This window comes from Cellulomonas xylanilytica (assembly GCF_007989805.1).
GTDB classification, from domain to species: Bacteria; Actinomycetota; Actinomycetes; order Actinomycetales; family Cellulomonadaceae; genus Cellulomonas; species Cellulomonas xylanilytica.
Genome location: NZ_BJUB01000002.1, coordinates 215925 through 241475, shown reverse-complemented (window position 1 = coordinate 241475; position 25551 = coordinate 215925). Strand labels below are relative to the sequence as shown.

The following is a 25551-nucleotide window of genomic DNA, read 5'->3' as shown; positions in this document are numbered from 1 at the left end:
GACGACCGCGACCACGAGCCGCACCCCGTCCGGCGGCGCCCCGGCGTCGGCGAGGATGAGACTCATGCGTGCCGTGGTGATCTCCGAGTTCGGCGTCCTCCCGACCGTGCGCGACGTCCCTGCGCCGGCCTGTCCCGACGACGGCGTCGTCCTGCGCGTCACCGCGACCGGCGTCTGCCGGTCCGACTGGCACGGCTGGCAGGGGCACGACGACGACATCTCGCTCCCGCACGTCCCCGGGCACGAGCTGGCGGGGGTCGTCGCCCAGGTCGGTCCGTCGGTCCGGTCCTGGGCGCCCGGCGACCACGTCACCGTGCCGTTCGTGTGCGCGTGCGGCACGTGCGCGGCGTGCCTCGCGGGGGAGCAGCAGGTCTGCGAGCGGCAGCGCCAGCCCGGGTTCACCGACGACGGCTCGTTCGCCGAGCTCGTGGCCGTCTACCACGCCGACGTCAACCTGGTCCGCCTCCCGGACGGCATGTCCCCGGTCACGGCCGCGGGCCTGGGCTGCCGGTTCGCGACCGCCTACCGGGCCGTGACCGTCCACGGACGCGTGCGGCCGGGCGACTGGGTGGCGGTGCACGGCTGCGGTGGCGTCGGGCTGTCCGCGGTCATGGTCGCCGTCGCGGCCGGTGCTCGCGTCGTCGCGGTCGACGTGTCCCCTCAGGCCCGCGACGCAGCAGGGTCGATGGGTGCCGAGGTCGTCCTCGACGGCACCGGGGACGTCGCCGCGCAGGTCCACGAGGTGACCGGTGGTGGTGCGGCCGTCTCGCTCGACGCCCTCGGCAGCCGCGCCACGGCCGCAGCGTCGGTCCTGTCGCTGCGCCGGCGCGGCCGGCACGTGCAGGTCGGCCTGCTGCTCGGCGGCGACACCGCCCCTCCGCTGCCCATGGGCCGGGTGATCGGGTGGGAGCTCGAGGTGTACGGCAGCCACGGCATGGCGGCCCACGAGTACCCCGCGATGCTCGCCCGCATCGCGTCCGGCGAGCTCGACCCGTCCCGACTGGTCGGGCGCACGATCGGGCTCGACGAGGCGCCCGCCGCGCTGGCGGCCCTGGGCGAGGGGGCGGGCGGTCCCGGGATGACGGTCGTCGTCCCCTGACGAGGACCGGTCAGGAGCGGGGAGCGCCGGACGTCGGTTCGGGGACCACCTGCGCGTCGACGCCCGCCGGCGGGAGCACCAGCTCGGCACTCGCAGCCGTCGCGGCGTCGGCAGCGCGGCGCCGCGCGGCACCCCACTGCGTGAGCCCCACCCCCGCGAGCACGATGGCGCCGCCCACCGGCTCGTACCAGTGCAGCCCTTCGTGCAGGACGAGGACGCCGAGGGTCGTCGAGACCAGCGGGATCACGTAGGTGACGCTGGCCGTGACCGTGGCACCGGCGGCCTCCAGGACGCGCCAGAACAGCACGTACGCCAGGCCCGTGCCGCCCAGGCCGAGCGCGAGCAGCGCCAGGGCCGGTGCGGGGGCGACCGGGGCGAGCAGCGGGGTGGAGACCGCGAACGGCAGGATCACGACGGCACCGACAGCCAGCTGGATGGCGGGCAGCGCGACGGTCGACAGGCCCGTGCTGGTGAGCCGACGGCGGCTCCACGCGTTGCCGAGGCCGTAGCAGAACGTCGCACCGAGCAGCATCAGGCCGCCCACCAGGTCGATCGCGCCCGAGTTCCACACGCCGAGCAGCACCGCGATCCCGCCGAAGCCCAGCACCAGCCCGCCGACCTGCACCCGGTCGGGCCGCTCGCTGGGCAGCAGGAGCGCGACGAACACCGCCGTGAACAGCGGGGTCGTCGCGTTGACCAGTCCCGCCAGCACGGAGGTGACCCGCTGCTCGGCGAGCGCGAAGAGCACGAACGGGATTGCCGTCATGATCGCGCCGACCATCACGAAGTCACCGATCCGCCGCCGCTCGACGCGCACGCGCTCACGCCGGATCAGCAGGATCACGGCGAGCAGCGCGAACCCGATGACGATCCGGCCGAAGGCCACCTGCGTCGGCGCGAAGGTCTGCAGCGCCGTGGCGATGAACAGGAAGCTGCAGCCCCACAGCACGGCGAGCAGGAGGTAGGGGCCGATCCAGCTGCGGGTCGACGGTGCAGGAGAAGTCACCCGCGCATCATCCCCCGGACCACTGACACACGAAGCATGCCGTCGATGAGGCGCCTGACCAGGCATGACGCGAGGAATCACCAGGAAGCTCGTCGACGAACCCTTGCACTCATAGATCGTCACGCGATATATATCGCTCGTGGCATTCCGGATGAGCGAGCAGGCGTACCTCGTCCTGCTCGCGCTGGCGGAGGAGCCGCGCCACGGCTACGGCATCGTGCAGGCGGTCACGGCCATGTCGGACGACCGCGTCCGGCTCGGCGCCGGCACGCTCTACGGCATCCTCGACCGGCTGGTCGAGGCCGGCTACACGGAGGCGTCGGGCGAGGTCGTCGTCGACGGTCGCCTGCGGCGCTACTACCGGCTCAACCCTGACGGCATGGCAGCCCTCGCCGCCGAGACCGCCCGCCTGACCGACCTCGCCTCGCTCGCCCGCCGCGTGCTCGCCGCCCGCCCGTCGTCCCGTCCCGCTCTCGGATCGGCGTGATGCGCGGCCTCGAGCGGTCCGCCGCCTTCTGGCTGCGCGCCTACCCTCCGGCCTGGCGGGAGGAGCGTGCCGACGAGGTCACCGCCGTCCTCCTCGATCTCGCGCCCGACGGCGCGCGACGGCTGGACGCTCGCACGGCCCTCAACCTGCTGCGCGGCGGAGTCGCGACGCGGTGGCGCCAGACCCCGCCCGTGCACGTGTACCTGGCCTACCGGATGTTCGACGTCCGCGTGCCGGTGCAGTACCGCGAGTGGGTGCGTCAGGACATCACCGGGCCGGGGCACCTCCGTCGCAACCTGTCGGGACGCCTCTGGCTGTTCGTCTTCACGATGTACAACGGCATCGCGGCAGGGTTCCCGGCGGCGACCGTGCTGTGGTGGACCGCGATGGCGGTCGCCCTCACCGCCTGTCTCCTGCTGGTCCGTCCTGAGGTCGCGGTCCGCCGCCGGCTGCAGCGCCACGTGCGACGCAGGGCGCGCGACGAGCCGCGCGACGTCGGCGGGTACGTCTGGGTGCGGCGACCGCGCGAGCGGGTGATGGCCGAGCCCGGTGCTCGGGTGCTGGTGGTCCTCCTGGCCGTCGGTGCGGTGGCGTGGTCGGTCGCGGCCGTCCTGGCGCCGACCCGCCTGAGCGCCGTCTCGTGCGGGCCCGCGTGCTCCGAGCTCGTGGCCGTGCCCCGCGACGCGCAGCTGCTCGTCACGGCTCCGCTGGCGGCCGCCGCGGCCGTCGGTCTCGCGGTCGCCGTCGCGGTGGCCCGCCGCTGCCGACGCCTCCTCGCGGCGGCTCCCGCCCAGCCCGCGCGCCGGCTCGTCGGCCTCGCACCGCACGCCGGCATCGCCGTGGCGCTGTGGACGGTCGTGATCGTCGCCGCCGCCCTCGCGGAGGTGACGGGGGAGTGGGTCCTGTCGCTGTCCGCGCTCGCCGGTCCGGTCTGCCTGGTCCTCCTCCCGTCCGCGCTCGCGGTCTGGTGGCACGCCCGCACGTGGGGCGGTCTCGCCCTCGTCGACCTGTGCCGCGTGGCCTGGACCGGTCGCCCGGTCACGGTGGACGAGCTCGACACGGACCTCGTCCGGGCCGTGGCCCTGGAGGCCCGATGACCACCATCGACCCCCGTTTCGAGCGGTCCGTCCGGCGCTGGCTTCGGGCGTACCCGCGGCGCTGGCGGCTCCGCCGGTCCGACGAGGTGGTCGCGCTGCTGGCCGACCTCGCCGCCCCGGGCGCGACGCGCGTTGACCTGCGGACGGCCGCGGGGCTGGTCCGCTCGGGCTGGGCGACGCGTGCGCGGACCCGGCCACCACTGCGGCACGCGCTCGCGTACCGGTTGCTCGACCGTCGCGTCCCTACGCGCTACCGGGGCTGGGTCCGGGACGACCTGGAGGGGGCGAACGCCCCTGTCCGCGTGCTCGTCACGGTGGCGGTCACCTACGCGGTGATCTCGGTGCTGCTGCCGCTGGTGACGGGTGAGCGCCCGCGCCCGCCGTCGTCGCTGACCGGGGCGGTCCTGATGGGGATGGCCACGGGGCTCCTGTCCCGTGGTCCGTGGCAGTTCCGCAAGCAGGCCCGCAAGCACCTCGTCGCGGAGCCGGGTGAGGAGCTGACCTCCGACAGCCTGCTGTTCGGCATGGTGATGCGCGACCGGCTGACGGCCCGCGGGACCGTGGGGACGGGCGTCGTGGCGGTGGCAGCCGTGGGTCTGGCGGCGGTCGCTGCCTGTCTTTTGGCTCCGACGCGCCTGGCGACCGGGGCGTGCGGTCAGGGATGCGTCGAGACCGTCAGCCGAACGCGCGACGGCGTCTCGCCCGCCCTGCTCGCGGTGCTCGCCGCCGCGCTCGTCGTCGGTGTCCTCGCGTCGGTGCTCTCCCGTCGCCGCCTGCGCCGGCTGGTTCCCCTCCGGCCCGCGCAGCACGCGCGGCGCCTGATCCGGCCGAACTCGCGCCATGCCCTTCTCGTGGGGATGATCAGCGCCTACTTCTTCGGGCTCGCCTGGGTGGAGGGCACGGGCCGAGCCGATCTCTTCCTGTGCGTCGGGGTCGCGGTCGCAGCGCTGCTGGTCCTGCCGGCGCTGCTGGTGGCGTGGCGTGCCGCCCGCTCCGGCCCCGACGACCTCGCGCTCGTCGACGTGCTGACGATCGCCCGGACGGGACGGCTCCGGGCCGTCGACACCTACCGGGAAGGCCTCGTCCCCGCCCTGGTTCCCACCGACTGAGCGCGTGCACGGAGGCCGTCGGCGCACTCGCTAGAATCGCCGCGACCCCCCACCGCCGCGCGAACACCTGGAGCCCTTTCGTGGGACGAGTCGTCGTCGATGTCATGCCGAAGCCCGAGATCCTCGACCCGCAGGGCAAGGCCGTCGCCGGCGCCCTGCCGCGGCTCGGGTTCGGGCAGTTCGCGTCTGTCCGTCAGGGCAAGCGGTTCGAGCTCGAGGTCGACGGGCCGGTGACCGAGGAGATCCTCGCGGCGGCCCGCGAGGCCGGCGAGCACGTGCTGTCGAACCCGGTCATCGAGGACGTCGTCGCGGTCTACGAGGACACCCAGGCATGACCCGGGTCGGTGTGGTCACCTTCCCCGGCACGCTCGACGACCGGGACGCCGCCCGCGCGGTCCGCCTCGCCGGTGGGGAGCCGGTCGCGCTCTGGCACGGCGACGCCGACCTGCAGGGCGTCGACGCGGTGGTCCTGCCCGGCGGGTTCTCGTACGGCGACTACCTGCGCGCCGGCGCCATCAGCCGGTTCGCGCCGGTCATGGGCGAGATCGTCGACGCGGCGAACAAGGGGCTGCCGGTCCTGGGCATCTGCAACGGGTTCCAGGTCCTCACCGAGGCGCACCTCCTGCCGGGCTCGATGATCAAGAACGACCACCTGCACTTCGTGTGCCGCGAGCAGGTCCTCTCCGTCGACAACGTCGACACGGCCTGGACCCGCGACTACACGGCGGGCGAGCACATCACGATCCCGCTGAAGAACCAGGACGGCCAGTACGTCGCCGACGAGCACACGCTCGACGAGCTCGAGGGCGAGGGCCGCGTGGTGTTCCGCTACCAGGGCTGGAACCCGAACGGGTCGCGCCGCGGCATCGCGGGCATCTCCAACGCGGCGGGCAACGTCGTCGGCCTGATGCCGCACCCTGAGCACGCGGTCGAGTCCGGCTTCGGCCCGGACGGTGCGAACGGCCCCCGCACCGGCACGGACGGCCTGCGGTTCTTCACCTCGGTCCTGCACGCGCTCGTCGGCTGAGCGTTGACCACCAGCATCACGCGCGTCGACTGGGACGACCCGGACGCCGCCCGGCTGCGGGCCGCCCAGCAGGCGGAGCTGCGCGACCGGTACGGCGAGGACGACATCGGCCACGAGATGACGGGCGACGAGATCGCCGACGTCGTGCTCGTCCGGGTCGACGGGGAGGCGGTCGCCACCGGGGCGCTTCGGGACCTCGGCGACGACCCGACGTACGACGCCGTCCCACCGGGAACCGGCGAGCTCAAGCGCATGTACGTGCTGCCCGAGCACCGTGGTCGGGGGTACTCCCGGCTTGTGCTGTCCGAGCTCGAGAACCTTGCCGCCGCCTCGCACGGCTGGCGCAGGCTCATCCTCGAGACGGGGGTGCTGCAGCCGGAGGCCATCGGTCTGTACCTGCGGGCGGGCTACCTCCCGATCGAGAACTACGGCGAGTACGTCGGCGTCGCGGACTCGCGCTGCTTCGCCAAGGACCTCGTCCCGACGCCTCGCGCACCGCGGCCGGGCGAGCGCCCGACGGTCACGATCACGCGGACGCACTGGTCCGACCCGGTCGCCGCCGCGCTGCGCTTCGCGATGTGGCTCGACATCGAGGTGCGGTACCCGGAGATCGTCGCGCGCACGCCGGGCGGTTTCGAGGCGGACGACCCGGCGCAGGGCGTCGGCGCCCTGACCACGCTCCTCGCGTGGGTCGACGGCCACCCGGTCGCCTGCGCGACGCTGCGCGCCGCTCGTGAGGGCTACCCGGCCGGGTCGGGCGAGCTGAAGAAGGTCTGGGTCGACGAGGCCGCGCGCGGCTCGGGTGCGGCCCGCGCCCTGCTCGAGGCCGTCGAGGACGACGCCCGCGCGCGTGGGCTGACGAGCGTGGTCCTGCAGACGGGGATCCGGCAGCCCGAGGCCGTCACGCTGTACCTGTCGGCCGGCTACCGCCCGGTGCTGCCCTTCTTCGACTTCACCGGGGACGCCCTGTCGCTCTGGATGGCCAAGGACGTCTGAGCGCGCAGCCGCGCGACCTCCGCGAACCGCATCCAGTGGTCCTCCGCCGACGCGGGCAGCGCGACCCAGTCGTAGAAGTACCGGTCGCCGTCCCCGGGCGCCCACACCGTCGCGCCCGGCAGGGCCAGGGCCTCGGCGTGCTCGGCGCTGTCCCGGCCGAGCTTCAGCGCCAGCCGGTCCCCACCGACGTGCGCGGCGAACATGGTCGACCCGACCTTGAGGATCGGTCGCCCCATCATCTGCGCGCGCGTGGCACCGCGGGCGACCAGGTCGTCGGCCATCGCGTCGTAGTCCGCCCCGGTCATCCCCCGAGCATGCAGCATCCCTCCGACATGCTTACGGTGGCCGGGCCGCCGCGGTCAGCAGCCCCGCGGGGTGCCTGGTCGAGGAGGACGCATGACGCACGACGACGACATCGCCACGGTGGCCGGTCTGATCAAGGACGCGAAGATCGCGATGCTCACCACGGTGGGCGCCGACGGCTCGCTGGTGAGCCGGCCGATGGGTGTGCAGGACGTGGACTTCGACGGGGACCTGTGGTTCTTCGCGGACGCGGACAGCCACAAGGTGCACGAGATCGAGGCGGGCAGCCCGGCCAACGCCGCGTTCGCCGACTCCACCGCGTGGGTCTCGGTGTCGGGCCCGGCCGAGGTGGTCCGGGACGTCGCCAAGAACCGCGAGCTCTGGGGCGCGACGGCCGAGGCGTGGTTCCCCGACGGGCCGGAGACGCCCGGCCTGGTGCTGGTCGTGCTGCACGGGCAGACCGCCGAGTACTGGCACGCCAAGGGCGGGCGCCTCACGACGGCGTTCAGCCTGGTCAAGGCCAAGGTGACGGGCGAGCGCTACGACGGTGGCGAGAACGAGACGGTGCAGCTCTAGCCTGCGAGCGTCCCCAGGGCCTGGGCGAGGTCGTCGATCAGGTCCGCAGGATCCTCGAGCCCGACCGACAGCCGCACGGTCGACTCGGCGATGCCGACCGCCGCGCGCCCCTCGGGGCCGAGCTTGCGGTGCGTCGTCGTCGCCGGGTGCGTGACCAGCGACTTGGCGTCGCCGAGGTTGTTGGAGATGTCGACGATCCGCAGCGCGTCCAGGACCCCGAACGTCACCTTCTTGGCCACGTCGGGTGTCGCGCCCTCGGGCACGGCCAGGTTGAACGTGACGACGGTCCCGCCGCCGGACTGCTGCGCGCGCGCGAGGGCGTGCTGCGGGTGCGACGGCAGGTACGGGTAGCGGACGAGCGAGACGCCGGGCTGCTGCTCGACCCAGGTCGCCACCTGCAGCGCGGACGCGGTCTGGTGCCGGACGCGCAGCGACAGCGTCTCCAGGCCCTTGAGCAGCACCCACGCGTTGAACGCCGACAGCGACGGGCCGGTGTTGCGGATGAGCGTCTGCACCGGTCCGTGGACGTACTCGTCGGTGCCGAGGATCGCGCCGCCGAGCACGCGCCCCTGCCCGTCGATGTGCTTGGTCGCGGAGTACACGACGACGTCGGCGCCGAGCTCCAGCGGCCGGGACAGCACGGGCGTGGCGAAGACGTTGTCGACGATGACCGTCGCGCCGGCGGCGTGCGCCAGCCTGCTGACGGCCGCGATGTCGACGAGGTCCTGCATCGGGTTGGACGGCGTCTCGAAGAACACGACGTCGGCCGGGGTGGCCAGCGCGGCCGCCCACTGGTCGAGCTCGTGCCCGTCCACGTAGTCGGTCCGCACGCCCCACTTGGCCAGGATCTCCTCGAAGATCACGACGGTGGACCCGAACAGCGCCCGGGCGGAGACGATGCGGGAGCCGGACTCCACCAGGGCGGCGATCGCGGTGAACACCGCGGACATGCCCGACGCGGTGGCGAACGCTGCCTCGGCGCCCTCGAGCAGGCGCAGCCGCTCCTCGAAGGTGGACACCGTCGGGTTGCCGTAGCGGGAGTACAGGAACCGGTCGGCCTCGCCCGCGAACGCTGCCTCGGCCTGCGCGGCGGAGGAGTAGACGAACCCCTGCGTCAGGAACAGCGCCTCGGACGTCTCCTGGAACTGGCTGCGCACCAGCCCGCCGCGCACCGCGAGGGTGTCGGGCCGCAGGTCGGTGCCGGGGGAGCGCCGGTCGTCCCAGTCGCCCGGACCGGGGACGTGCGGGGCGCTCACGCCTGCCGCCAGGGCAGGCCGGCGGCACGCCAGCCCGAGTGCCCGCGGTGACCGTCCGGCCCGACGTCGCCCTCGAAGCCCTCGAGCACGTTGTACGCGGGTCCGAGCCCCGCCGCGGTCGCGGCCTGCGCGGCGGCGACCGACCGCACACCGGAGCGGCAGAGGAACACGACCGGCCGCCCGGCCGTGACGCCGGCCTCGGCCAGCTGCTTGAGGAACTGCGGGTTCGGACGTCCCGACGGGTAGGAGACCCACTCGACCAGGGCGGCGCGCCCGTCGATCGGCGCGGAGTCGGGGATGCCGACGTAGCGCCACTCGGCGTCCGTCCGGACGTCGACGAGCACGGCCTCCCCGTCGGACGTCAGGAGGTCCCAGGCCTGCTGCGGGGTCAGGTCGCCGGCGTAGCTCATACGGGCCTCGTCTCGTGAATGGCGGCGGCGGGCAGGACCAGGGCCTGCGCGACGATGACGTGCTCGCCGTCGAACGTCGCGGCCGGGCTGCCGTGCTGCAGGTAGCCGTCGTCGAGCAGCGCGCTGACGCGGTCGCAGAACGCGGCGTCGTCGGGGCCGGTCAGCAGCCGGTAGCGCCGGCGCTCCGGTGGGACAGCCGTCATGTTCTCGCCTCCATCGGTCCTGGCGGTAGCACCCTCGGCCGGGCACAGGTGCCCGCGGGTTGCTGCGGCGTCGTCGAGCCAGATCTCTCAGCCGCTCTGGATGGTGCGGCGATGCTACGCGGGGCGACGCCCGCCCTCCAAGTGATGGACATGGCGTCCCGGCAGGCGAGACGGTTCGCGCACCGCGTTGACAGGCCGCCGGACGTCCCGGGACCCTCGTCACAGGTCATGAGCGCCAGCGTCAAGCCCCGGCTCGCTGGCCGGCAACCCTCCTCCGCGGTGGGGTGCCCCGGGTGACGACCTGGCCGTGCCCCGTCCGGGACACGGCAAGCGCGGGGTTCCACCGGTGCCGGTGTCCCCCCGGAACGTGTCGGAGGACCATCATGACCGTCATCGCCGAGCGCCTCTCGTGTGCTTCCGTCGACGAGGTGGGCGCCCTGCTCCCGGTCGTCGGCGGCACCACCACCGTCCCGCTGGTCGACGGCTCGCAGCGCGTCTACGCCAACCTGGACTACGCCGCCAGCGCCCCGGCCCTCGAGGCCGTCGCCGCCCGCGTGACGGAGGTGCTGCCGCTGTACGCGTCGGTGCACCGCGGCGCGGGGTACCTGTCGCAGGTGTCGACGGCCCTGTACGAGTCGGCCCGCCAGACCGTCGCGCGGTTCGTCGACGCGCGTCCCGACGACGTCGCGATCATCACGCGCAACACCACCGACTCGCTCAACCTGCTGGCCGGGGTGGTCCCCGACGGCGGCCGCGTCCTCGTGCTGGACGTCGAGCACCACGCGAACCTGCTGCCGTGGGTGCAGTCCAGCGAGCGGCACGGCAACCGCACGACGATCCTGCCGATCCGGAGCACCGTCGCCGCGACGCTGGACGCGCTGCGCGACGAGCTCGCGCGCCAGCCGTACGCGCTGGTCACGGTCACCGGCGCGTCCAACGTCACGGGCGAGGCGCTGCCGATCGACCGGGTCGTCGCGCTCGCGCACGCCGAGGGTGCCCGCGTGGCCGTCGACGGCGCCCAGCTGGTCCCGCACCGCGGCTTCTCGCTGGCCGCCACCGGCGCCGACTACGTCGCGTTCTCGGGGCACAAGACGTACGCGCCGTTCGGTGCGGGGGCGCTCGTCGGCCGCCGCGACTGGCTCGACACGGGCACGCCGTACCTCGCAGGGGGAGGTGCGGTGCGCGACGTGCGCGCCGACCGGACGGTCTGGCAGCCCGCTCCGGCGCGGCACGAGGCCGGGTCGCCGAACGTCATCGGCGCCATCGCCCTCGCGGAGGCCTGCGACCAGCTCGCCGCGCTGCCGGCCGGTGCGCTGGCCGCGCACGAGGAGGCGCTGCGTGAGCGGCTCGTCTCGGGCCTGGCGGGCATCGACGGCGTCGAGGTCGCGCGCATCTGGCCGGACTCGGAGGCGCCCGTGGGCGTGCTGACGTTCACCGTGCCGGACCACGACCCCGGTCTCGTCGCGGCCTTCCTCGCCGCCGAGCACGGCATCGGGGTGCGCGACGGGCGCTTCTGCGCGCACCCGCTGCTGGCGCACCTGGGCGCGACGGGCGGCGCGATCCGCGCGTCGGTGGGCGTCGGCACGACGAGCGAGGCGGTCGACCGCCTCGTCGCCGCGCTCGCTGCCTACCTCTCCGCCGGTCCGACCGTCCGCTACGAGGTCGTGGACGGCTGCTGGGCGGTCGTCGAGGACACCCGCCCCCTGCTCGCCGTCCACGGCCTGGACCACCTGGCGGCCACGGCCGCCGCAGCCTGCGGCCCGGCCCTGGACGACTGAGGACCTGGTCGGCGCCCACACAGCGCCCCGCCCGCCCGCGGCGACCGCGTCCACCGTCGCCGCGCGTCGAGCTCGTCACTGCGGGTCGAGCTCGTCCGCTGCAACAGACGAGCTCGGCGGCAACAGACGATCTCGGCGGCAACAGACGAGCTCGGCGGCAACAGACGATCTCGGCGGCAACAGACGATCTCGGCGGCAACAGACGAGCTCGGCGGCGACCGACGAGTTCGGACGTGGTCGACGACTCCGGCGGCAGCCGACGGTCGAGGATCGGGCGGGTGGTCGACCGGCTCCGGGTGCATCCCGCGGCGGCGTTCCGGACGAAGAGGACACAAGGCACCCCACCGGGTGCCCGCGCGGTGCGGCGCAGGGGCGCCGGCCGTGACCGTCGTCCGTAGGAGCCACCATGAGGATCCGTCGCACGCTCTCCGCCCTCGTCGCTGCCGGTGTCGCCGCCGGTGTGGGACTCGCCGTCGCCCCGGCGGCGAACGCTGCTCCTCCCACCGGGACGTCCAGCCTCGCTGCCCTGCTCGCCTCGGACGGCGACACGTTCGACCGCAGCTGGCGGGACTTCGACATCCTCGACCAGGCCGTCGGCGCGGTCCTCGCCGCCAAGCCCAGCAGCCCGGTCGCGGTCCTCGCGGACGGCACAATCCCGCTGACCGCGTTCGTGCCGAACGACCGCGCGTTCCAGGTGCTGGCCAAGGACCTGACGCACCGCTGGTACGGCAGCGAGCAGGAGGTCCTGACGGCGCTCGCCGGCGCGGTCGGCATCGACGCGATCGAGCAGGTGCTGCTCTACCACGTGGTCCCGGGCGCGACGATCGACTCGGGCACGGCGCTGGCCAGCGACAACGCGGCACTGACCACCGCCCAGGGCGGGACGTTCACGGTCGACGTGCTCTCGAAGCGCTGGGGCATCGTCAAGCTGCGCGACCAGGACCGCAACGACCTGAACCCGTTCCTGATCCCCGGTCAGCTGGACCTGAACGCGGGCAACGTGCAGATCGCGCACGCGATCACGTTCGTCCTGCGTCCGATCGACCTCTGATCCTCGGCTGACGGGGCCGGTCGAGGGTCGGGTCGTGCCAGGATCTGCGGATGCTGCACGACCTGACCCTCGAGGGCCACGGCACCCGACTGGTCCCGTTGGCGGACGAGCACGCCGAGCCGCTGTCCGCGTTCGTCGACGACCGCCTGTGGGCCGGGATGTCGTCGCCGACCCCGTCCACGCCGGAGGCCATGCTCGGCGAGATCCGGGCGGCTCACGAGGCGCCGGCCCGCCTGGCGTTCACGGTCCTAGACGGCGCGACGGGTGTCGTCCGCGGCTCCACGTCGTTCTACGACTGGGACCGACGGATCGGCCGCGTGGAGATCGGCTACACGTACTACGACCCTCGCTGGTGGGGCACGTCGAACAACCCCGCGTGCAAGCTGCTCCTGCTCACGCACGCCTTCGAGACCTGGGGCTCCGCCCGTGTGGCGTTCCGGGCCGACGCGCGCAACACCCGTTCGATCGCGGCGATCCGCCGCCTCGGCGCGGTCCCGGAGGGCGTCCTGCGCAGCCACCGGCTGGCCCCGGACGGCACCCGCGGCGACAGCGCGTACTTCTCGGTCCTGGCCGACGAGTGGCCCGCCGTCCGCGCCGGGCTGGAGGCCAGGCTCAGCGCAGGGGAGTGACGAGCGGTCAGCGCAGCGGCGTCACCGACCCCGTGAGGTGCGGCTTGCCGGACCGGGCGTCCCACCCGGCGAACGTGAAGCCGTCGGCCGCACGCGCGACCCGCACGGTGACGGTCCCGGGCAGGAGCACCGGCTTCACGAACTCGGCGGACCACTCGAACGCGTCCCCGCGCTGGGCGCCGACGTCGGCGAGCGCGCGCGACGCGGTGTACATGCCGTGCGCGATGGCCCGCGGGAACCCGAGCGCCTTGGCGGAGAGAGCGGACAGGTGGATCGGGTTCCGGTCGCCGGACACGGCCGCGTACCGGCGTCCGACGTCGCCGTCGAGCTTCCAGCGCCCGGTGGGCGTCGGTGGCACGAACGACGCCGACGGCTCGTCGACGGACCCCGCCAGGTGCACGCCACGGGCCAGGTACGTCGACACCCCGCGCCAGGCGACCGCACCGTCGGCGGACACCTCGGTGACCAGGTCCACCTGCGTCCCGGACCGGTGCGGCCGCAGGTCGGCGGAGGTGGCGCGCACGTCGAGGACGTCGTCGAGCGCGAGGGGCCGGAGCTGGGTCACGCGGTTGGCCAGGTGGACCAGCCCGACGAGCGGCAGCGGGAAGTCGGGCCGGACCATGAGCGCGGTCGCCACCGGGAACGCCAGGACGTGCACGAACCCGGCGGGGAGCGCGTCGGACGCGGACTCCCCGAGCAGGTGCTGGTAGCCGGTCAGGTGCTCCGCCGACGCCCGCACGCCCCGGACCACGTAGTCGACGTCGGGAAGCGTCGTCGGCCCCGGCCGCACGCGCCGGGCCAGCGAGAGCCCGGCGCCGCGCGCGTACAGCCCGCCCAGCGACGGGACCTCGGGCAGGACGACCGTCGCCGTCACTGGCCCACCAGGTTCTGCCCGCACACGCGCAGCACGCGTCCGACCACACCACCGGCGGCGGGGGAGGCCAGGAACGCCACGGTCTCGGCGACGTCCACCGGCTGGCCGCCCTGCTGCAGCGAGTTGAGCCGGCGCGCCACCTGCCGCGTGACGGCGGGGATGCGCGCGGTCATCTCGGTCTCGATGAACCCGGGAGCGACCGCGTTCGCGGTCCCGCCGAACGCGGTGAGCAGCGGCGCGGTCGCGCGGACCATGCCGATGACCCCGCCCTTGGACGCGGCGTAGTTGGTCTGACCACGGTTGCCGGCGATCCCCGACGTGGAGGCCAGCGAGACGACCCGCGGCGCGTCGGTGAAGTCGCCGGACGTCAGCAGCGCCTCGTTGATCCGCAGCTGTGACGCGATGTTCACGGCGAGCACGGAGTCCCAGGTGTCGGGTGCCATGTTGGCCAGCAGCTTGTCGCGCGTGATCCCGGCGTTGTGCACGACGATGTCGAGCCGTCCGTGCCGCTGGAGCGCGTGCTCGAGGATGCGCGCTCCGGCGTCCTCGGCGGTCACGTCGAGCTGCAGCGCGGTGCCGCGGACGCGGTTCGCGACGGTCGCCAGCTGCTCGCCGGCGGCCGGGACGTCGACCGCGATCACGGTCGCGCCGTCACGGGCCAGCGTGTCGGCGATCGAGGCGCCGATGCCGCGGGCCGCCCCGGTGACGACGGCGACCCGGCCGGCGAGCGGCCTCTCCCAGTCGTCCGGCAGGGCACCCGCCGACGAGTCGATGGTGAGCAGCTGCCCGTCGACGAACGCGGACTTGGTGGACAGGAAGAACCGCAGGGCGCCGACGACGGACGGGGCCGTGACGGGGACGTCCTCGGCGAGCACGATGCCGTTGCCGGTCGACCCGCCGCGCAGCTCCTTGGCCACCGACCGCAGCATCCCGTCGACACCCTGGCGTGCGGCGGCGACGGCGGGGGCGTCGTCCGGCCGCGACGCACGGGAGACCGTGACGACGCGTGCACCCTTCGGGAGCGTCTTGAGCACGCCACCGGCGGCCAGCACGGGGTCGGACAGCTGGTCGGGGTGCGTCAGCTCCGTGAGCGCGAGGACCACCGCCGAGTAGCGCGTCCCGGGGGTGGCGTGCCGGTGCACGTCGAGGTCCCAGTCGGACGACAGGAGACCGGCGAGCGCGTCGGACTGGGCGCCCCGACCCAGCACCAGCACCGCGCCCTGGAGCAGCGGCTGCCCGGGCTCGTACCGGCGCAGGGGGGACGGCTGGGGGAGCCCGAGCTGCTTGGCGATCTTCTTCGTGACGCCGCTGTTGACCAGGTTCAGGTAGGTGTCGCTCATGGTCAGGCCGCCTCGAGGATCGCGGTGAGGCCCAGCCCGCCGGCCGCGCACACGGACACCAGCGCGCGCACCGGCCGGTCGGAGCCGGACTCCGCCTTGCGCCGGTGCAGCTCCTTGCTGATGGTCGCGATGATCCGCCCGCCGGTCGCGGCGAACGGGTGCCCCGCGGCCAGCGACGAGCCGTGCACGTTGAGCTTCGCGCGGTCGACGGTGCCGAACGCGCCGTCGAGCCCGAGCCGCGTACGCCCGAACTCCTCGGACTCCCACGCGGCCAGCGTCGTCAGCACGGTCGCCGCGAACGCCTCGTGGATCTCGACGTAGTCGAGGTCGTCCAGCGTCAGCCCGTTGCGGGCCAGCAGGCGCGGCACCGCGAACGCGGGGGCCATCAGCAGGCCGTCGTCGCTGTGCACGAAGTCGACCGCCCCGGCCTCGGCGTCGACCACCGACGCGAGCGGGACGAGGTCGTGCTCGGCGGCCCACTCGGCCGAGCCCAGCAGCACGGTGGAGGCGCCGTCGGACAGCGGCGTCGAGTTGCCCGCCGTCATCGTCGCGGGCGTGTCCAGGCCGAGCCCGAAGGCCGGCTTGAGCTTGGCCAGCTTCTCCAGGGAGGAGTCGGCGCGCAGGTTGGCGTCGCGGGTCAGGCTGCGGAAGGGGGTGACCAGGTCGTCGAAGAACCCGGAGTCGTACGCGGCGGCGAGGCGCTGGTGGCTGGCCAGGGCGACCTCGTCCTGCGCGGCCTGGCTGATCTCCCACTGCGCGGTGGTCAGCGCCTGGTGCTCGCCCATCGACAGGTGCGTGCGCGGCTCGCCGGTGTTCGGGGCGGACGGCGCGAGGTCCTTCGGACGGATCTTCGAGACCGCGGCGAGCTTCTGCCCGACGGTCTTCGCCCGGGACAGGTCGAGCAGCGCGCGGCGCAGGCGGTTGCTGACGGCGATGGGGGCGTCCGACGTGGAGTCGACGCCGCCGGCGATCGCCGACTCGAGCTGGCCCAGGCGGATCTTGTTGCTGAGCGAGACGACGGTCTCGAGGCCGGTCGCACAGGCCTGCTGCACGTCGTAGGCGGGTGTCTCGGCCGAGAGGGCCGACCCGAGGACGGCCTCGCGGGTGAGGTTGAAGTCCTTGCTGTGCTTGAGCACGGCGCCCGCGGCGACCTCGCCGATGCGCTCGCCCTGCAGGCCGTACCGGGCGACGAGCCCGTCGATCGCGGCGGTGAGCATGTCCTGGTTGCTGGCCCGCACGTAGGGGCCGCCGGCGCGGGCGAAGGGGATCCGGTTGCCGCCGAGCACGTAGGCGGGGCGCACCTGGAGGGTGGGTGTGGGGGTGGTCTGGGCCATGTGGCGCGTTCCTCTCGCATCGTCGTCGAGCGCAGGGAGTCGAACTGGTGAGCAGGGGCGCTCGCGGTGCCGTGGTGTCCGAAACCCACAGTACCTGATACCTTCGGTCTCGTGAGCCCTGTCACACCGGGTCCGTCGAAGGCGACGACCCTCACGCTGCTGAACTCCGAGGCCGGTCGTGCGCGACCGGCCCTTCCGACGCCCCCCTCGTCCAGGCGGCCCCCCGACGACGCCTTCGCGGCCGACGGCCGGTCCACCCGCTGGGCCGACCACCGCGAGGCCCGCCGCGCCGAGCTGGTCCGCATCGCCCGGCGCACGGTCCACCACAAGGGCCCAGACGTGTCCATGGAGGAGATCGCGGCCGCCGCGGGCACCTCCAAGTCGATCGTCTACCGCTACTTCGCGGACAAGACCGGCCTGCAGATCGCCGTCGCCGAGGCCGTCGTGCTGCAGATCCAGGGGGCGCTCGAGGGCGTCCTGCGGATCGCTCCGACCCCCCGCGACGGCCTGCGGGCGATGGTCGCGGTGTACCTCGAGATGATCGAGTCGTCGCCCAACGTCTACGCCTTCGTGACGCGCAACGGCTCGGTCGAGTCGGGCGGCCCGCTCGGGCACTTCCTCGACTCCGTCACCGCGCTCGTCGCCGCCCCGTTCGCTCGTGGCCTGACCGAGGAGCACGACGGCCGGCGGACCGCACGCAGGCCCGAGGCCTCCCAGGAGGACGACGCCGCCCTCGCTGCCCGTGTCGCCCTGGCCGAGTCCTGGGCCGCCGGCGCCGTCGGCTTCGTGCGCGGCTCCGGCGAGTGGTGGCTGGCCCACCGCGACGAGCCCGCCAGCCCCGATCGTGAAGAGCTCACCGCCCAGGTCGCCGCATGGCTCTGGGCCGGACCCGTCGGGCTGCTCGCCCGTGACCGCAACCGCACGTCCCCGGAGGAGTCCCGATGACCACCACCAGCACCCGCCCCGTCGAGGCCACCGAGGCCGGCGACCCCCGTCTGGACGCGGACGTCACCAACGTCGACATCGCGCACCTGAGCCAGGTCCTGCTCGGCCACTACCCGGAGCTGCGCCTCGCCGCACGCCGGCTCATGGCCGACGAGCGGTTCCACCGGATCGAGGGCCAGTCGCTGGCCGACCACCGCGAGCGCGTCCTCGGCCAGCTCCGCCTGCTCGCCGCGGAGGGCGACGTGCACCGGTCGTTCCCGGAGCGGTTCGGCGGCGCCGAGGACCACGGCGGCTTCCTGGCCCGGTTCGAGGAGCTGACGCACGCCGACCCGTCGCTGCAGATCAAGTCGGGCGTGCAGTGGGGGCTGTTCGCCTCGGCGATCTACCACCTCGGCACCGAGCGCAGCCACGACCAGTTCCTGGCCGACGCGCTGTCGGTGAAGGTCCCGGGCGCGTTCGCGATGACGGAGACGGGCCACGGCTCCGACGTCGCCGCCATCGGCACCACCGCGACGTACGACCCGGCGACGCAGGAGTTCGTCATCCACACGCCGTTCCGTGCGGCGTGGAAGGACTACCTGGGCAACGCCGGCCAGCACGGCACGGCGGCCACCGTGTTCGCCCGCCTCATCACGGCCGGGACCGACCACGGCGTCCACGCCTTCTACGTCCCGATCCGCGACGAGGCCACGATGGAGTTCCTGCCGGGCGTCGGCGGTGAGGACGACGGGCTCAAGGGCGGCCTGAACGGCATCGACAACGGCCGGCTCTGGTTCGACCAGGTCCGCGTCCCGCGCACCAACCTGCTGAACCGGTACGGCGACGTGGCCGAGGACGGGACCTACTCGTCGCCCATCGCGAGCCCCGGCCGCCGGTTCTTCACCATGCTCGGCACGCTCGTGCAGGGTCGTGTCTCGCTCGACGGCGCCGCGGTCACGGCCGCCCGCGTCGGCCTGACCATCGCGATCACGTACGGCAACCAGCGCCGCCAGTTCAACGCCGCGTCGCCCACCGACGAGGTCGTCATCCTCGACTACGCCGAGCACCAGCGCCGGCTCCTCCCGCTGCTCGCCGAGACCTACGCGGCCGGGTTCGCGCACGAGGACCTGCTCGCCGCGTTCGACGACGTGTTCTCGGGTCGCAACGACACCCCGGAGACCCGCGAGGACCTCGAGACGCTCGCGGCAGCGCTCAAGCCGGCCTCCACGTGGCACGCGCTGAACACCCTGCAGGTCGCCCGCGAGGCGTGCGGCGGGGCGGGGTTCCTGGCGGAGAACCGCCTCACGAGCCTGCGCGCGGACCTGGACGTGTACGCGACGTTCGAGGGTGACAACACCGTCCTGCTGCAGCTCGTCGGCAAGCGTCTGCTCACCGACTACTCGAAGAGCTTCAAGCACCTGGACGCGACGAAGGTCGCCCGCATGGTCGCCGAGCGCGCGTCCGACGCCGCCCGCTTCCGCACGCCGCTGCACCGGGCCGTCCAGACGATCGCCGACGTCGGCGACCCGCGCCGCTCGGCCGGTCAGCTGCGCGAGACGGCGACCCAGCGCGAGCTGCTGGTGGACCGCGTCGAGACGATGGTCGAGGAGGTCGCGCAGGCCCTGCGGCCCGCGCAGAAGGCCGACCCGGCGACCGCCGCGGCACTGTTCAACGCCCACCAGCACGAGCTGATCGCGGCGGCCCGCGCGCACGCCGAGCTGGTCCAGTGGGAGTCGTTCACGGCGGCCCTGGAGCGCGTCACCGACCCCGGCACCCGCCAGATCCTCACCTGGGTGCGGGACCTGTTCGGCCTGACGGTCATCGAGCGGAACCTCACCTGGTACCTGCTCAACGGCCGGCTGTCCGCGGGGCGTGCCCGCACGGTGACGTCCTACATCGACCGGCTGCTGGCGCGCCTGCGCCCGCACGCGCAGAGCCTGGTCGACGCGTTCGGCTACGAGCAGGCGCACCTGCGCGCACCGATCGCCTCGGGCGCCGAGCAGGCCCGTCAGGACGAGGCCCGCGCGTACTACCGGGCGCAGCGCGCGTCGGGTGACGCCCCCGTCCCGGAGAAGCACAAGCGCTGACCCTCAGACCGCGCGCCGATCCGGCGCGCCGACCCGCCGCCACACCCCCCGGGCGGCGGGTGCCCGGCCCGCCCCACCGCGCATCCCGCGGGAGGCGGGCCGGGCTTCGTTCAGCCCCTGCGGCCGGCCCGTCGGGTCTTCGCGATCCAGCCGACGACGATGCCGAGCACGAAGGTGATCGCGAGGATGACCCACAGCGGCATCGCGAAGTGCGTGAACACGAGGCTGAACTGGACCTCCTGCCGGTTGGCGGCGATCACGACGACCGTGACGACCACGATGACGATCGCGAGCCACCGGCGCCTGAGGAACGCGGCGAACGAGCTCTCCTGCGGGGCGGTCGAGGTTCCGGACATCTGTCGCTGCCTCCGTGCCGGGAGGGGTCGGCTTCCCCTCGTCGTCGCCAGTCTGGCGCGCTCAGGGGTTGCAGCGCTCGCGGATCATCTCGATGGTGCCGACGTCGGGGCGCCACGGCTCCAGGTTCCACGTGGCCTTGTCCGGGGCGCCCAGCTCGTGGCACTCGAGCTGGGCCCGCATGCCGGGGGTGTCGGCGTCAGGTGCCTGGGCGACGACCTGCGCCCACAGGCCCTCCTGCGACGCGAGGCTGCCGACGCGTGCCCACGCGCTGGGTGTCACCGCGAGGGAGCGACCACCCTCGGCCTCGCCCCAGACGGCGCTCTCGACCGCCACGGACGTGAACCAGAGGTCGGCGGCGTCGTCGAGCCGGACCACCTCGGGCCGCACCTGGGTCAGCGACGCGTCCCACGGCTGGACGGTCAGGCCCGCGACGAACGCCGCCCCGGCATCACGGACCACGGCGGTCCCGTCGGAGAGCGCGGTGAGCGTCATGCCCTCGGGCGCGGCCAGCAGCGTGCCGGCCGGGACGGCGAGCCGGGCGGAGCCGTCGGCGTCGGCGGTCGGCGTCGCACCGGGCGCGACGACCGCGAGCGTCACCGCCCCGGACGTCAGGGGTGTCCCGGTCGCCCGGACCACGGCGGGGTCCGTCGGGTCGGCGGTCGCCGTCGGGGCCGGCGTGGCAGACGGCGACGGGGGCTGCGGTGTCGCGGTGGGGCCGGGGCCGCAGCCCGCCAGCACGAGGGCGAGCAGCACCGGGACCAGGGCTGCCCGTGTTCTCACCCTGCGAAACGTACCGGCCCGTCCGTCAGCCAGACGCACTCCGACGGTGCGACGGCCGTCGGGTCGTCCTCGCCTCCGGTACGGACGACCACCGACGCGCCGGCCGGGAGCCGGCACGGACGGGACGAGGTGTTCAGCACCACGGCCGCGTCCCCGCGGCGGCCGACCAGCACCCCCGCGCGCGCGTCGTCCCAGGTCAGGTCGTCGGTGGTCCACAGTCGTGGGCGCACGGTGAGCGCCCGGTGCAGGACGGACCAGGGGGAGCCGGGGTCGGACTCCTGCCGGTCCCGGGCGTACCGCGGCCAGCGCGGCGGGACCGGGAGCCACGGCGTGCCCGTCGTGAAACCGGCGTTCGGTCCCGCCGTCCACGGCAGCGGGACGCGGGCTCCGTCGCGGTTGGGCAGCCGGCCGCCGGACCGCAGCGACTGCGGGTCCTGCCAGTGCTCCGGCGGCACGTCGGCGTCGGGCAGGCCGAGCTCGTCGCCGGCGTACAGGTAGAAGGCGCCGGGCAGGGCGAGCAGGAACAGGTGCAGGGCCAGCGCGCGCTCGGGTCCGAGCCGGGTGGCGACGCGTGCGGTGTCGTGGTTGCCGGCGACCCAGGCGGGCAGTGCGCCGACCGCGCGGTGCGCCGCCAGCTGGGCGTCGACGGTCCGCCGCAGCGCCGCGGCGGACCAGGGCGTGCGCAGGACCTCGAACGCGAACGCCTGGCCCAGCTCGTCGGGGCGGGCGAACGCGGCGGTGCGCTCGGGTGGGCCCCAGGCCTCCGCGACGGCGGGCGCGTCGCCCAGCACGTGCCGCCACGACCGGTAGACGTCGTGCACCTCCTCGCGGTCCCAGTGCGGGTGCGGCACGCCGCGCCGGACCTCCCCGTAGGCGGGGTCCTTGGCCAGCCCACCGGCGACGTCCACCCGGAAGCCGTCCACCCCGCGGGCGAGCCAGAACCGCAGCGTGTCCGCGAAGTCGGCCTGCACCGCGGGGTGCGCCCAGTTCAGGTCCGGCTGCTCGGGTGCGAACAGGTGCAGGTACCAGTCGCCGTCGGGCAGGGGTGACCAGGCGGGACCGCCGAACATCGACCGCCAGCCGGTGGGCCGGGAGCGGACGTGGAACAGCGCCCGCTCCGGGCCCCCGGCGCGTGCCGCGACGAACCAGGGGTGCTGGTCGGACACGTGGTTGGGCACCAGGTCCATGAGCACCCGCAGCCCACGCTCGTGCGCGGCGGCGAGCAGCGCGTCGAACGCGGCGAGGTCCCCGAAGAGCGGGTCGATGTCGCGGTGGTCGGCGACGTCGTAGCCGTGGTCGGCCTGCGGCGACCGGTACACGGGCGTGAGCCACACCGCGTCCACGCCCAGGCGGGCGACGGCGTCGAGACCGGCGGTCAGTCCCGCCAGGTCACCGACGCCGTCGCCGTCCGAGTCCAGGAACGACCGGACGTACACCTGGTAGACGACGGCGCTGCGCCACCACAGGCTCACCCGGCGCGGACCAGCTCGATCAGGACCATCGACGGGTTCGGCAGCCGGACGTCCAGCGCTGTCCCGACGAGCGGGCGCTCCGTGACGGCCAGGCGGTCGGCCGCGCGCAGCCGCTCCCACTGCTCGTCCGTCGGCCAGTCGGCGCCGTCGGACATCGACGACCACACGGCCGCGATGTTCGAGTGGTCGGCGTCGACCCGCGACTCCCGGACCGTCCACTCCCCGTCGGGGAGGCCGTCGAGCCCCACGTGGGCCGTGCGGGCCAGCGCGTCGGACCCGTCGACCTTCGACTGGTCGAGCGTGCCGTTCCAGAGGGCGAGCGCGATGCGGTCCTCCTCGCGAGACGCCCACACCTCCACCAGGCTGTCCGCGCCGTCGCCGGTCACGGTCGCCGCGACCTCGTCGCGACCCAGCTGCTCCAGCAGCCACAGCGCCCACCACCGCGGCTTGCGCAGCTCCCCGACCGTGCGCAGCCCGAACCCGCCGTGCAGCAGCCTCGGCGGACGGCCGAGCTCCTCGAACTGGTCCGAGACCACCCAGTACGACAGCGCGTCGATCCGTCCGGCCGCCGAGCGCATGCCGCGCACCAGGAAGGCCGCGGAGAACACGCCGTCGTTCGCGTTGCCGAAGTGCGTGGGGCTCACCCCCCACTCGGTCCACCAGATCTGCGCGTCCTCGCGCCCGTGCCGCGCGAGCGTCGTCCGCAGGTCCAGGGGTGCGTTGCCGTAGGTGTGCGTCGAGACGAAGTCGACGGGGGCGCCGGAGGACGCGACGTGCTCCAGCAGCCCGTCCACCCAGCCGGCGGCCGCGGTCGACGGCCCGCCGACCACCAGCCGGTCGTCGACGGCCCGCACGGCGTTCACGGTGACGTCGTACAGCCGCCAGAACTCGTCGCGCGTGCCCGACCAGAACACCTCGAGGTTCGGCTCGTTCCAGACCTCGAACGACCAGCGGTCGCGGACCTCCTCGAGGCCGTACCGGTCGACCAGGTGCTGCACCAGGTCCGTGACCAGGGCGGCCCAGCGGTCCCAGTCCGCGGGCGGGGACACGATCGCGCCGTAGTCGAACACGGTCACGTCCGGGTCGGACGCCAGGTCGCGCGGCATGTACGACAGCTCGACGACGGGCCGCAGGCCGAGCGCGAGCAGCGCGTCGTACGTGGCGTCGACGCCCGTGAAGTCGTGCACGGGCTCGCCGTCCACCTCGCGGTACACGCCGAGGTCGTCGCACAGGATCGCGTGCGCGCGGACCGTGGCGACGCCCAGCTCGTCGTGCGCGGCCCGCAGTGCCGACGTGAGGTCCGCGGCGATGCTCTGGCCGCCGACCGTCTCGTCGCTCAGCAGGAGGCTGAGGTGCTCCGAGCCGATCATCGGCCGCCATGGCCGGGGCAGCTCGCGCACCACCGTGGCGAGGTCGACCAGGACCTCGACCGACGCGTCCCCGGACGGCAGCGACGCCGCTACGACCTCGTCCCCGCCCGGACCGGACACGTCGACGTCGGTCACCGTCGCGACGGCGTACCGGTACGGCACGCCGGGCTCACCGGTGGTGTCCGCGTACGGACCGTGCGGGACCGCCAGGACGTCCCCGCCCTGGTGGTCCAGCGGCGACCCGTCGCGCAGCACCTGGTACCCGACCGCGCCGTCCACCGGGTCCCAGTGCAGCGTCACCTGCCCCACCCCCGGCGCGGCGTACAGCCCCGCCGGCGGAGCGAGCACGGGGACCTGACCGGCCGCGGTGGTGTCGGAGCGGCGCCCGATCCTGTTCTCCCAGTCCGTGCGTGCCTCGGTCACTTGATCACCCCCGCGCTGAACTCCTCCTGGCCGATGAGCGGGCGCAGGACCTTCTCCACCTGGCGCGTGCCGAACGAGTCGTGCAGCACGCCGCCGCCCAGCACGTTGCCCAGCGCGCCCAGGACCATGCCCTGGTCGAGCGACAGGTACCGGTCCGCGTGGGTGTTCGAGCGGACCGCGACGGAGTCGTAGAACCCGCCCTGGCCGTACGCGCCGAGCACGGCCTCGATGTTGCGCAGGTTGTCGACCGCCTCGCGCGGCGCGTAGGGGAGCGCGAGGAAGGACGCGTGCGGGGTCACGACGCCGTCGGCGAACGTCGGTGCCGGGTTGGTCGCCTCACGGCAGCCCTCGTAGCCGGCGTCGACGTTCGTCTTCTCCGCGTCGGACGGGTACCCGGTCGGGTCCATGCCGATCGCGTCGACGCCGTACACGTCGTAGGTGCCGAACGGGTCGCTCGCGGGCGAGAAGCCCCAGTAGCCGTAGCCGGCCTCCTCCATGCCGTGCTCGATGTGCGCACGGACGGCGAGCGGGTGGTTGACGCCCCAGCTCCTCGGGGCCCACTGCGACTCCGGCACGAACAGGTCCGGCATGAGCTCCTCGAACATGTCGCCGCCCCACGTCGGCACGATGTGCATGCCGCGGTAGGTGAACGCGCCCTCGAACACCTCGATGCCCTCGTACGTGCGCGTCACGCCGACCGGCCGCTGCTCCAGCCAGTCCCAGTCACAGCTGGCCGGGAACGTGCGGGCCGTCGCGTAGTAGTGCGCGGGCGGGATCTGACCGCGCGCGATGCCGATGTAGCTGGCGATCCGGGGCTCGGAGTTGGTGATGTCGTAGTGGTTCTTGGTGAAGTACACCGGCGACCCGGCGACCGTCCCGGGGTCGGTCTCCGCGTTCGGCGGGTCCGCCCAGAACCCACCGCGCAGCAGCCCCGCTCGCCCGGGGACGCCGCCGTTCGCGGCCGGGTCGTAGAACGCCGCGAAGTTCATCGGCTCCAGCAGCGCGTCCGCCTGCCGGCGCAGCGACGGCTCGGCGGTGCGGACCACCATGAGCGCCGCGGCCATCCAGCCGTTGTCCACCGACGACAGGAACGGATAGATCGTCTCGCCCGTCGGGAACACCGTGAGCTTCGTGGCCGTGGCCTCGTCGTACCAGTTGTAGAACATGCCGCTCGGCTCGTGGCGCTCCATCGTCGCCAGCGTCGTCAAGGTCTGCTTGAGCCGGTGGCGCGCCTCCCGCTTGCCGATGATCCCGAGCTCCTCGGCGGAGATCGTGGACCACAGGTACGCGCCGATGTTCGTCGGCGAGGTGTAGCCGGAGCGAGTCGCCGGGTCCAGCGACGCGTCGATGTTGTCCGCCGGCAGGCCGGTGATCTCGTCGGTCATGGCCACGAACGAGGTCCAGGTGTCCTGGCCCCAGCGCTTCAGGTCCGCGCGGTCGTGGCGGGTGAGGCCGAGATCGTCGTGGTGATGCCGGCCCCCGGCGGACGCGGTGGTGGCGCCCGTGAGCACCAGGGCGGACGCGGCCAGCACGGCCGCAGCGGGTCGGAGTCTCATCATCGAG

26 protein-coding genes and 2 riboswitches are annotated in these 25551 nt (G+C 74.0%); of the genes, 13 read left to right on the top strand and 13 right to left on the bottom strand.

The annotated features are described in order from the left end of the window. The first annotated feature begins 64 nt into the window (after positions 1-64). Positions 65-1099 carry a zinc-dependent alcohol dehydrogenase family protein gene (locus CXY01_RS04010; protein ID WP_146925767.1) on the top strand — a complete coding sequence of 345 codons (1035 nt, stop codon included), beginning with the start codon at positions 65-67 and terminating at the stop codon, positions 1097-1099. 10 nt (positions 1100-1109) lie between these two features. Here CXY01_RS04010 and CXY01_RS04005 read toward each other — a convergent pair whose 3' ends face one another. Then, complete coding sequence (locus tag CXY01_RS04005; RefSeq protein WP_186813288.1) at positions 1110-2105, bottom strand: DMT family transporter; 996 nt, start codon at positions 2103-2105, stop codon at positions 1110-1112. 139 nt (positions 2106-2244) lie between these two features. On the opposite strand from CXY01_RS04005, the gene CXY01_RS04000 reads away from it, so the two are divergent. From CXY01_RS04000 to CXY01_RS03975, 6 genes are all read left to right on the top strand, one after another. Beyond that, positions 2245-2592, top strand: coding sequence for a PadR family transcriptional regulator (locus CXY01_RS04000; protein ID WP_246125016.1), 348 nt, complete (start codon positions 2245-2247; stop codon positions 2590-2592). Beyond that, positions 2592-3689 carry a hypothetical protein gene (locus tag CXY01_RS03995; RefSeq protein WP_146925765.1) on the top strand — a complete coding sequence of 366 codons (1098 nt, stop codon included), beginning with the start codon at positions 2592-2594 and terminating at the stop codon, positions 3687-3689. Before CXY01_RS04000 ends, CXY01_RS03995 begins: the two co-directional genes overlap by 1 nt. Next, entirely contained in the window at positions 3686-4798 is a 1113-nt protein-coding gene (locus CXY01_RS03990; protein WP_146925764.1) for a hypothetical protein, read from the top strand. Before CXY01_RS03995 ends, CXY01_RS03990 begins: the two co-directional genes overlap by 4 nt. Positions 4799-4878: 80 nt before the next feature. Continuing rightward, positions 4879-5133: a phosphoribosylformylglycinamidine synthase subunit PurS gene (purS, locus tag CXY01_RS03985; RefSeq protein WP_056593189.1), complete on the top strand. Its 255-nt coding sequence runs from the start codon at positions 4879-4881 to the stop codon at positions 5131-5133. After that, on the top strand, positions 5130-5825 hold the full coding sequence (gene purQ / locus CXY01_RS03980) for a phosphoribosylformylglycinamidine synthase subunit PurQ (protein WP_146925763.1): 696 nt from the start codon (positions 5130-5132) through the stop codon (positions 5823-5825). Before purS ends, purQ begins: the two co-directional genes overlap by 4 nt. 3 nt (positions 5826-5828) lie before the next feature. Further along, positions 5829-6821 (top strand): GNAT family N-acetyltransferase, encoded by a 993-nt coding sequence (locus CXY01_RS03975; protein WP_222594482.1) that lies wholly within the window; start codon positions 5829-5831, stop codon positions 6819-6821. On the opposite strand, the gene CXY01_RS03970 is transcribed toward CXY01_RS03975, so the two are convergent. Next, positions 6749-7126 (bottom strand): hypothetical protein, encoded by a 378-nt coding sequence (locus CXY01_RS03970; RefSeq protein WP_146925762.1) that lies wholly within the window; start codon positions 7124-7126, stop codon positions 6749-6751. The genes CXY01_RS03975 and CXY01_RS03970 overlap by 73 nt on opposite strands. Positions 7127-7217: 91 nt before the next feature. Between CXY01_RS03970 and CXY01_RS03965 the strand changes: the two genes are divergently transcribed. Beyond that, positions 7218-7700, top strand: a complete 483-nt coding sequence (locus CXY01_RS03965) for a pyridoxamine 5'-phosphate oxidase family protein (protein WP_146925761.1) — start codon at positions 7218-7220, stop codon at positions 7698-7700. On the opposite strand, the gene CXY01_RS03960 is transcribed toward CXY01_RS03965, so the two are convergent. The 3 genes from CXY01_RS03960 to CXY01_RS03950 are packed head-to-tail and all read right to left on the bottom strand — an operon-like array spanning position 7697 to position 9569. Next, positions 7697-8956: an O-succinylhomoserine sulfhydrylase gene (locus tag CXY01_RS03960; RefSeq protein ID WP_246125014.1), complete on the bottom strand. Its 1260-nt coding sequence runs from the start codon at positions 8954-8956 to the stop codon at positions 7697-7699. The two genes, CXY01_RS03965 and CXY01_RS03960, sit on opposite strands and share 4 nt — an antisense overlap. Beyond that, complete coding sequence (locus CXY01_RS03955) at positions 8953-9366, bottom strand: rhodanese-like domain-containing protein (protein WP_146925760.1); 414 nt, start codon at positions 9364-9366, stop codon at positions 8953-8955. The genes CXY01_RS03960 and CXY01_RS03955 overlap by 4 nt, the downstream gene beginning before the upstream one ends. Further along, the gene (locus CXY01_RS03950) at positions 9363-9569 is read right to left on the bottom strand and encodes a DUF1737 domain-containing protein (protein ID WP_146925759.1); all 207 of its coding nucleotides are present in this window, start codon (positions 9567-9569) and stop codon (positions 9363-9365) included. The genes CXY01_RS03955 and CXY01_RS03950 overlap by 4 nt, the downstream gene beginning before the upstream one ends. A 7-nt stretch (positions 9570-9576) precedes the next feature. Beyond that, a riboswitch (SAM riboswitch) is annotated at positions 9577-9676 on the bottom strand. 117 nt (positions 9677-9793) lie between these two features. Further along, positions 9794-9908: riboswitch (SAM riboswitch) on the top strand. 44 nt (positions 9909-9952) lie between these two features. On the opposite strand from CXY01_RS03950, the gene CXY01_RS03945 reads away from it, so the two are divergent. The 3 genes from CXY01_RS03945 to CXY01_RS03935 all read left to right on the top strand — a co-directional run bounded on the left by CXY01_RS03945 (position 9953) and on the right by CXY01_RS03935 (position 13027). Beyond that, complete coding sequence (locus CXY01_RS03945; protein WP_146925758.1) at positions 9953-11347, top strand: aminotransferase class V-fold PLP-dependent enzyme; 1395 nt, start codon at positions 9953-9955, stop codon at positions 11345-11347. Between the two features lie 406 nt (positions 11348-11753). Further along, positions 11754-12398, top strand: coding sequence for a fasciclin domain-containing protein (locus CXY01_RS03940; RefSeq protein WP_146925757.1), 645 nt, complete (start codon positions 11754-11756; stop codon positions 12396-12398). Between the two features lie 50 nt (positions 12399-12448). Further along, positions 12449-13027, top strand: a complete 579-nt coding sequence (locus CXY01_RS03935) for a GNAT family N-acetyltransferase (protein WP_146925756.1) — start codon at positions 12449-12451, stop codon at positions 13025-13027. Positions 13028-13034: 7 nt separating this feature from the next. Here the strand turns inward: CXY01_RS03935 and CXY01_RS03930 are convergent, their stop codons facing one another. Genes CXY01_RS03930 through CXY01_RS03920 form a run of 3 tightly spaced genes read right to left on the bottom strand, consistent with a single transcriptional unit; the run spans position 13035 to position 16575 of the window. Beyond that, entirely contained in the window at positions 13035-13901 is an 867-nt protein-coding gene (locus CXY01_RS03930) for a MaoC/PaaZ C-terminal domain-containing protein (RefSeq protein WP_146925755.1), read from the bottom strand. Then, positions 13898-15241, bottom strand: a complete 1344-nt coding sequence (locus CXY01_RS03925; protein ID WP_146925754.1) for a 3-oxoacyl-ACP reductase — start codon at positions 15239-15241, stop codon at positions 13898-13900. The genes CXY01_RS03930 and CXY01_RS03925 overlap by 4 nt, the downstream gene beginning before the upstream one ends. A 2-nt stretch (positions 15242-15243) precedes the next feature. Further along, entirely contained in the window at positions 15244-16575 is a 1332-nt protein-coding gene (locus CXY01_RS03920; protein WP_146925753.1) for an acetyl-CoA C-acetyltransferase, read from the bottom strand. 111 nt (positions 16576-16686) lie between these two features. Here CXY01_RS03920 and CXY01_RS03915 point away from each other — a divergent pair, with 111 nt between their 5' ends. Together CXY01_RS03915 and CXY01_RS03910 are read left to right on the top strand one after the other, a co-directional pair. Beyond that, the gene (locus tag CXY01_RS03915; protein ID WP_146925752.1) at positions 16687-17520 is read left to right on the top strand and encodes a TetR/AcrR family transcriptional regulator; all 834 of its coding nucleotides are present in this window, start codon (positions 16687-16689) and stop codon (positions 17518-17520) included. Beyond that, positions 17517-19586, top strand: coding sequence for an acyl-CoA dehydrogenase family protein (locus CXY01_RS03910; protein WP_146925751.1), 2070 nt, complete (start codon positions 17517-17519; stop codon positions 19584-19586). The genes CXY01_RS03915 and CXY01_RS03910 overlap by 4 nt, the downstream gene beginning before the upstream one ends. Before the next feature lie 110 nt (positions 19587-19696). Here the strand turns inward: CXY01_RS03910 and CXY01_RS03905 are convergent, their stop codons facing one another. From CXY01_RS03905 to CXY01_RS03890, 5 genes are all read right to left on the bottom strand, one after another. Further along, positions 19697-19942: a LapA family protein gene (locus CXY01_RS03905; RefSeq protein WP_146925750.1), complete on the bottom strand. Its 246-nt coding sequence runs from the start codon at positions 19940-19942 to the stop codon at positions 19697-19699. 61 nt (positions 19943-20003) lie between these two features. Next, the gene (locus tag CXY01_RS21130; protein WP_246125013.1) at positions 20004-20723 is read right to left on the bottom strand and encodes a DUF2599 domain-containing protein; all 720 of its coding nucleotides are present in this window, start codon (positions 20721-20723) and stop codon (positions 20004-20006) included. Beyond that, positions 20720-22195, bottom strand: coding sequence for an alpha-amylase family glycosyl hydrolase (locus CXY01_RS21020; protein ID WP_222594481.1), 1476 nt, complete (start codon positions 22193-22195; stop codon positions 20720-20722). The genes CXY01_RS21130 and CXY01_RS21020 overlap by 4 nt, the downstream gene beginning before the upstream one ends. Beyond that, positions 22192-23988, bottom strand: a complete 1797-nt coding sequence (locus CXY01_RS21015) for a GH39 family glycosyl hydrolase (protein WP_222594480.1) — start codon at positions 23986-23988, stop codon at positions 22192-22194. Before CXY01_RS21015 ends, CXY01_RS21020 begins: the two co-directional genes overlap by 4 nt. Continuing rightward, positions 23985-25544, bottom strand: a complete 1560-nt coding sequence (locus CXY01_RS03890; RefSeq protein WP_371862751.1) for a glucoamylase family protein — start codon at positions 25542-25544, stop codon at positions 23985-23987. The genes CXY01_RS21015 and CXY01_RS03890 overlap by 4 nt, the downstream gene beginning before the upstream one ends. Positions 25545-25551 lie beyond the last annotated feature (7 nt).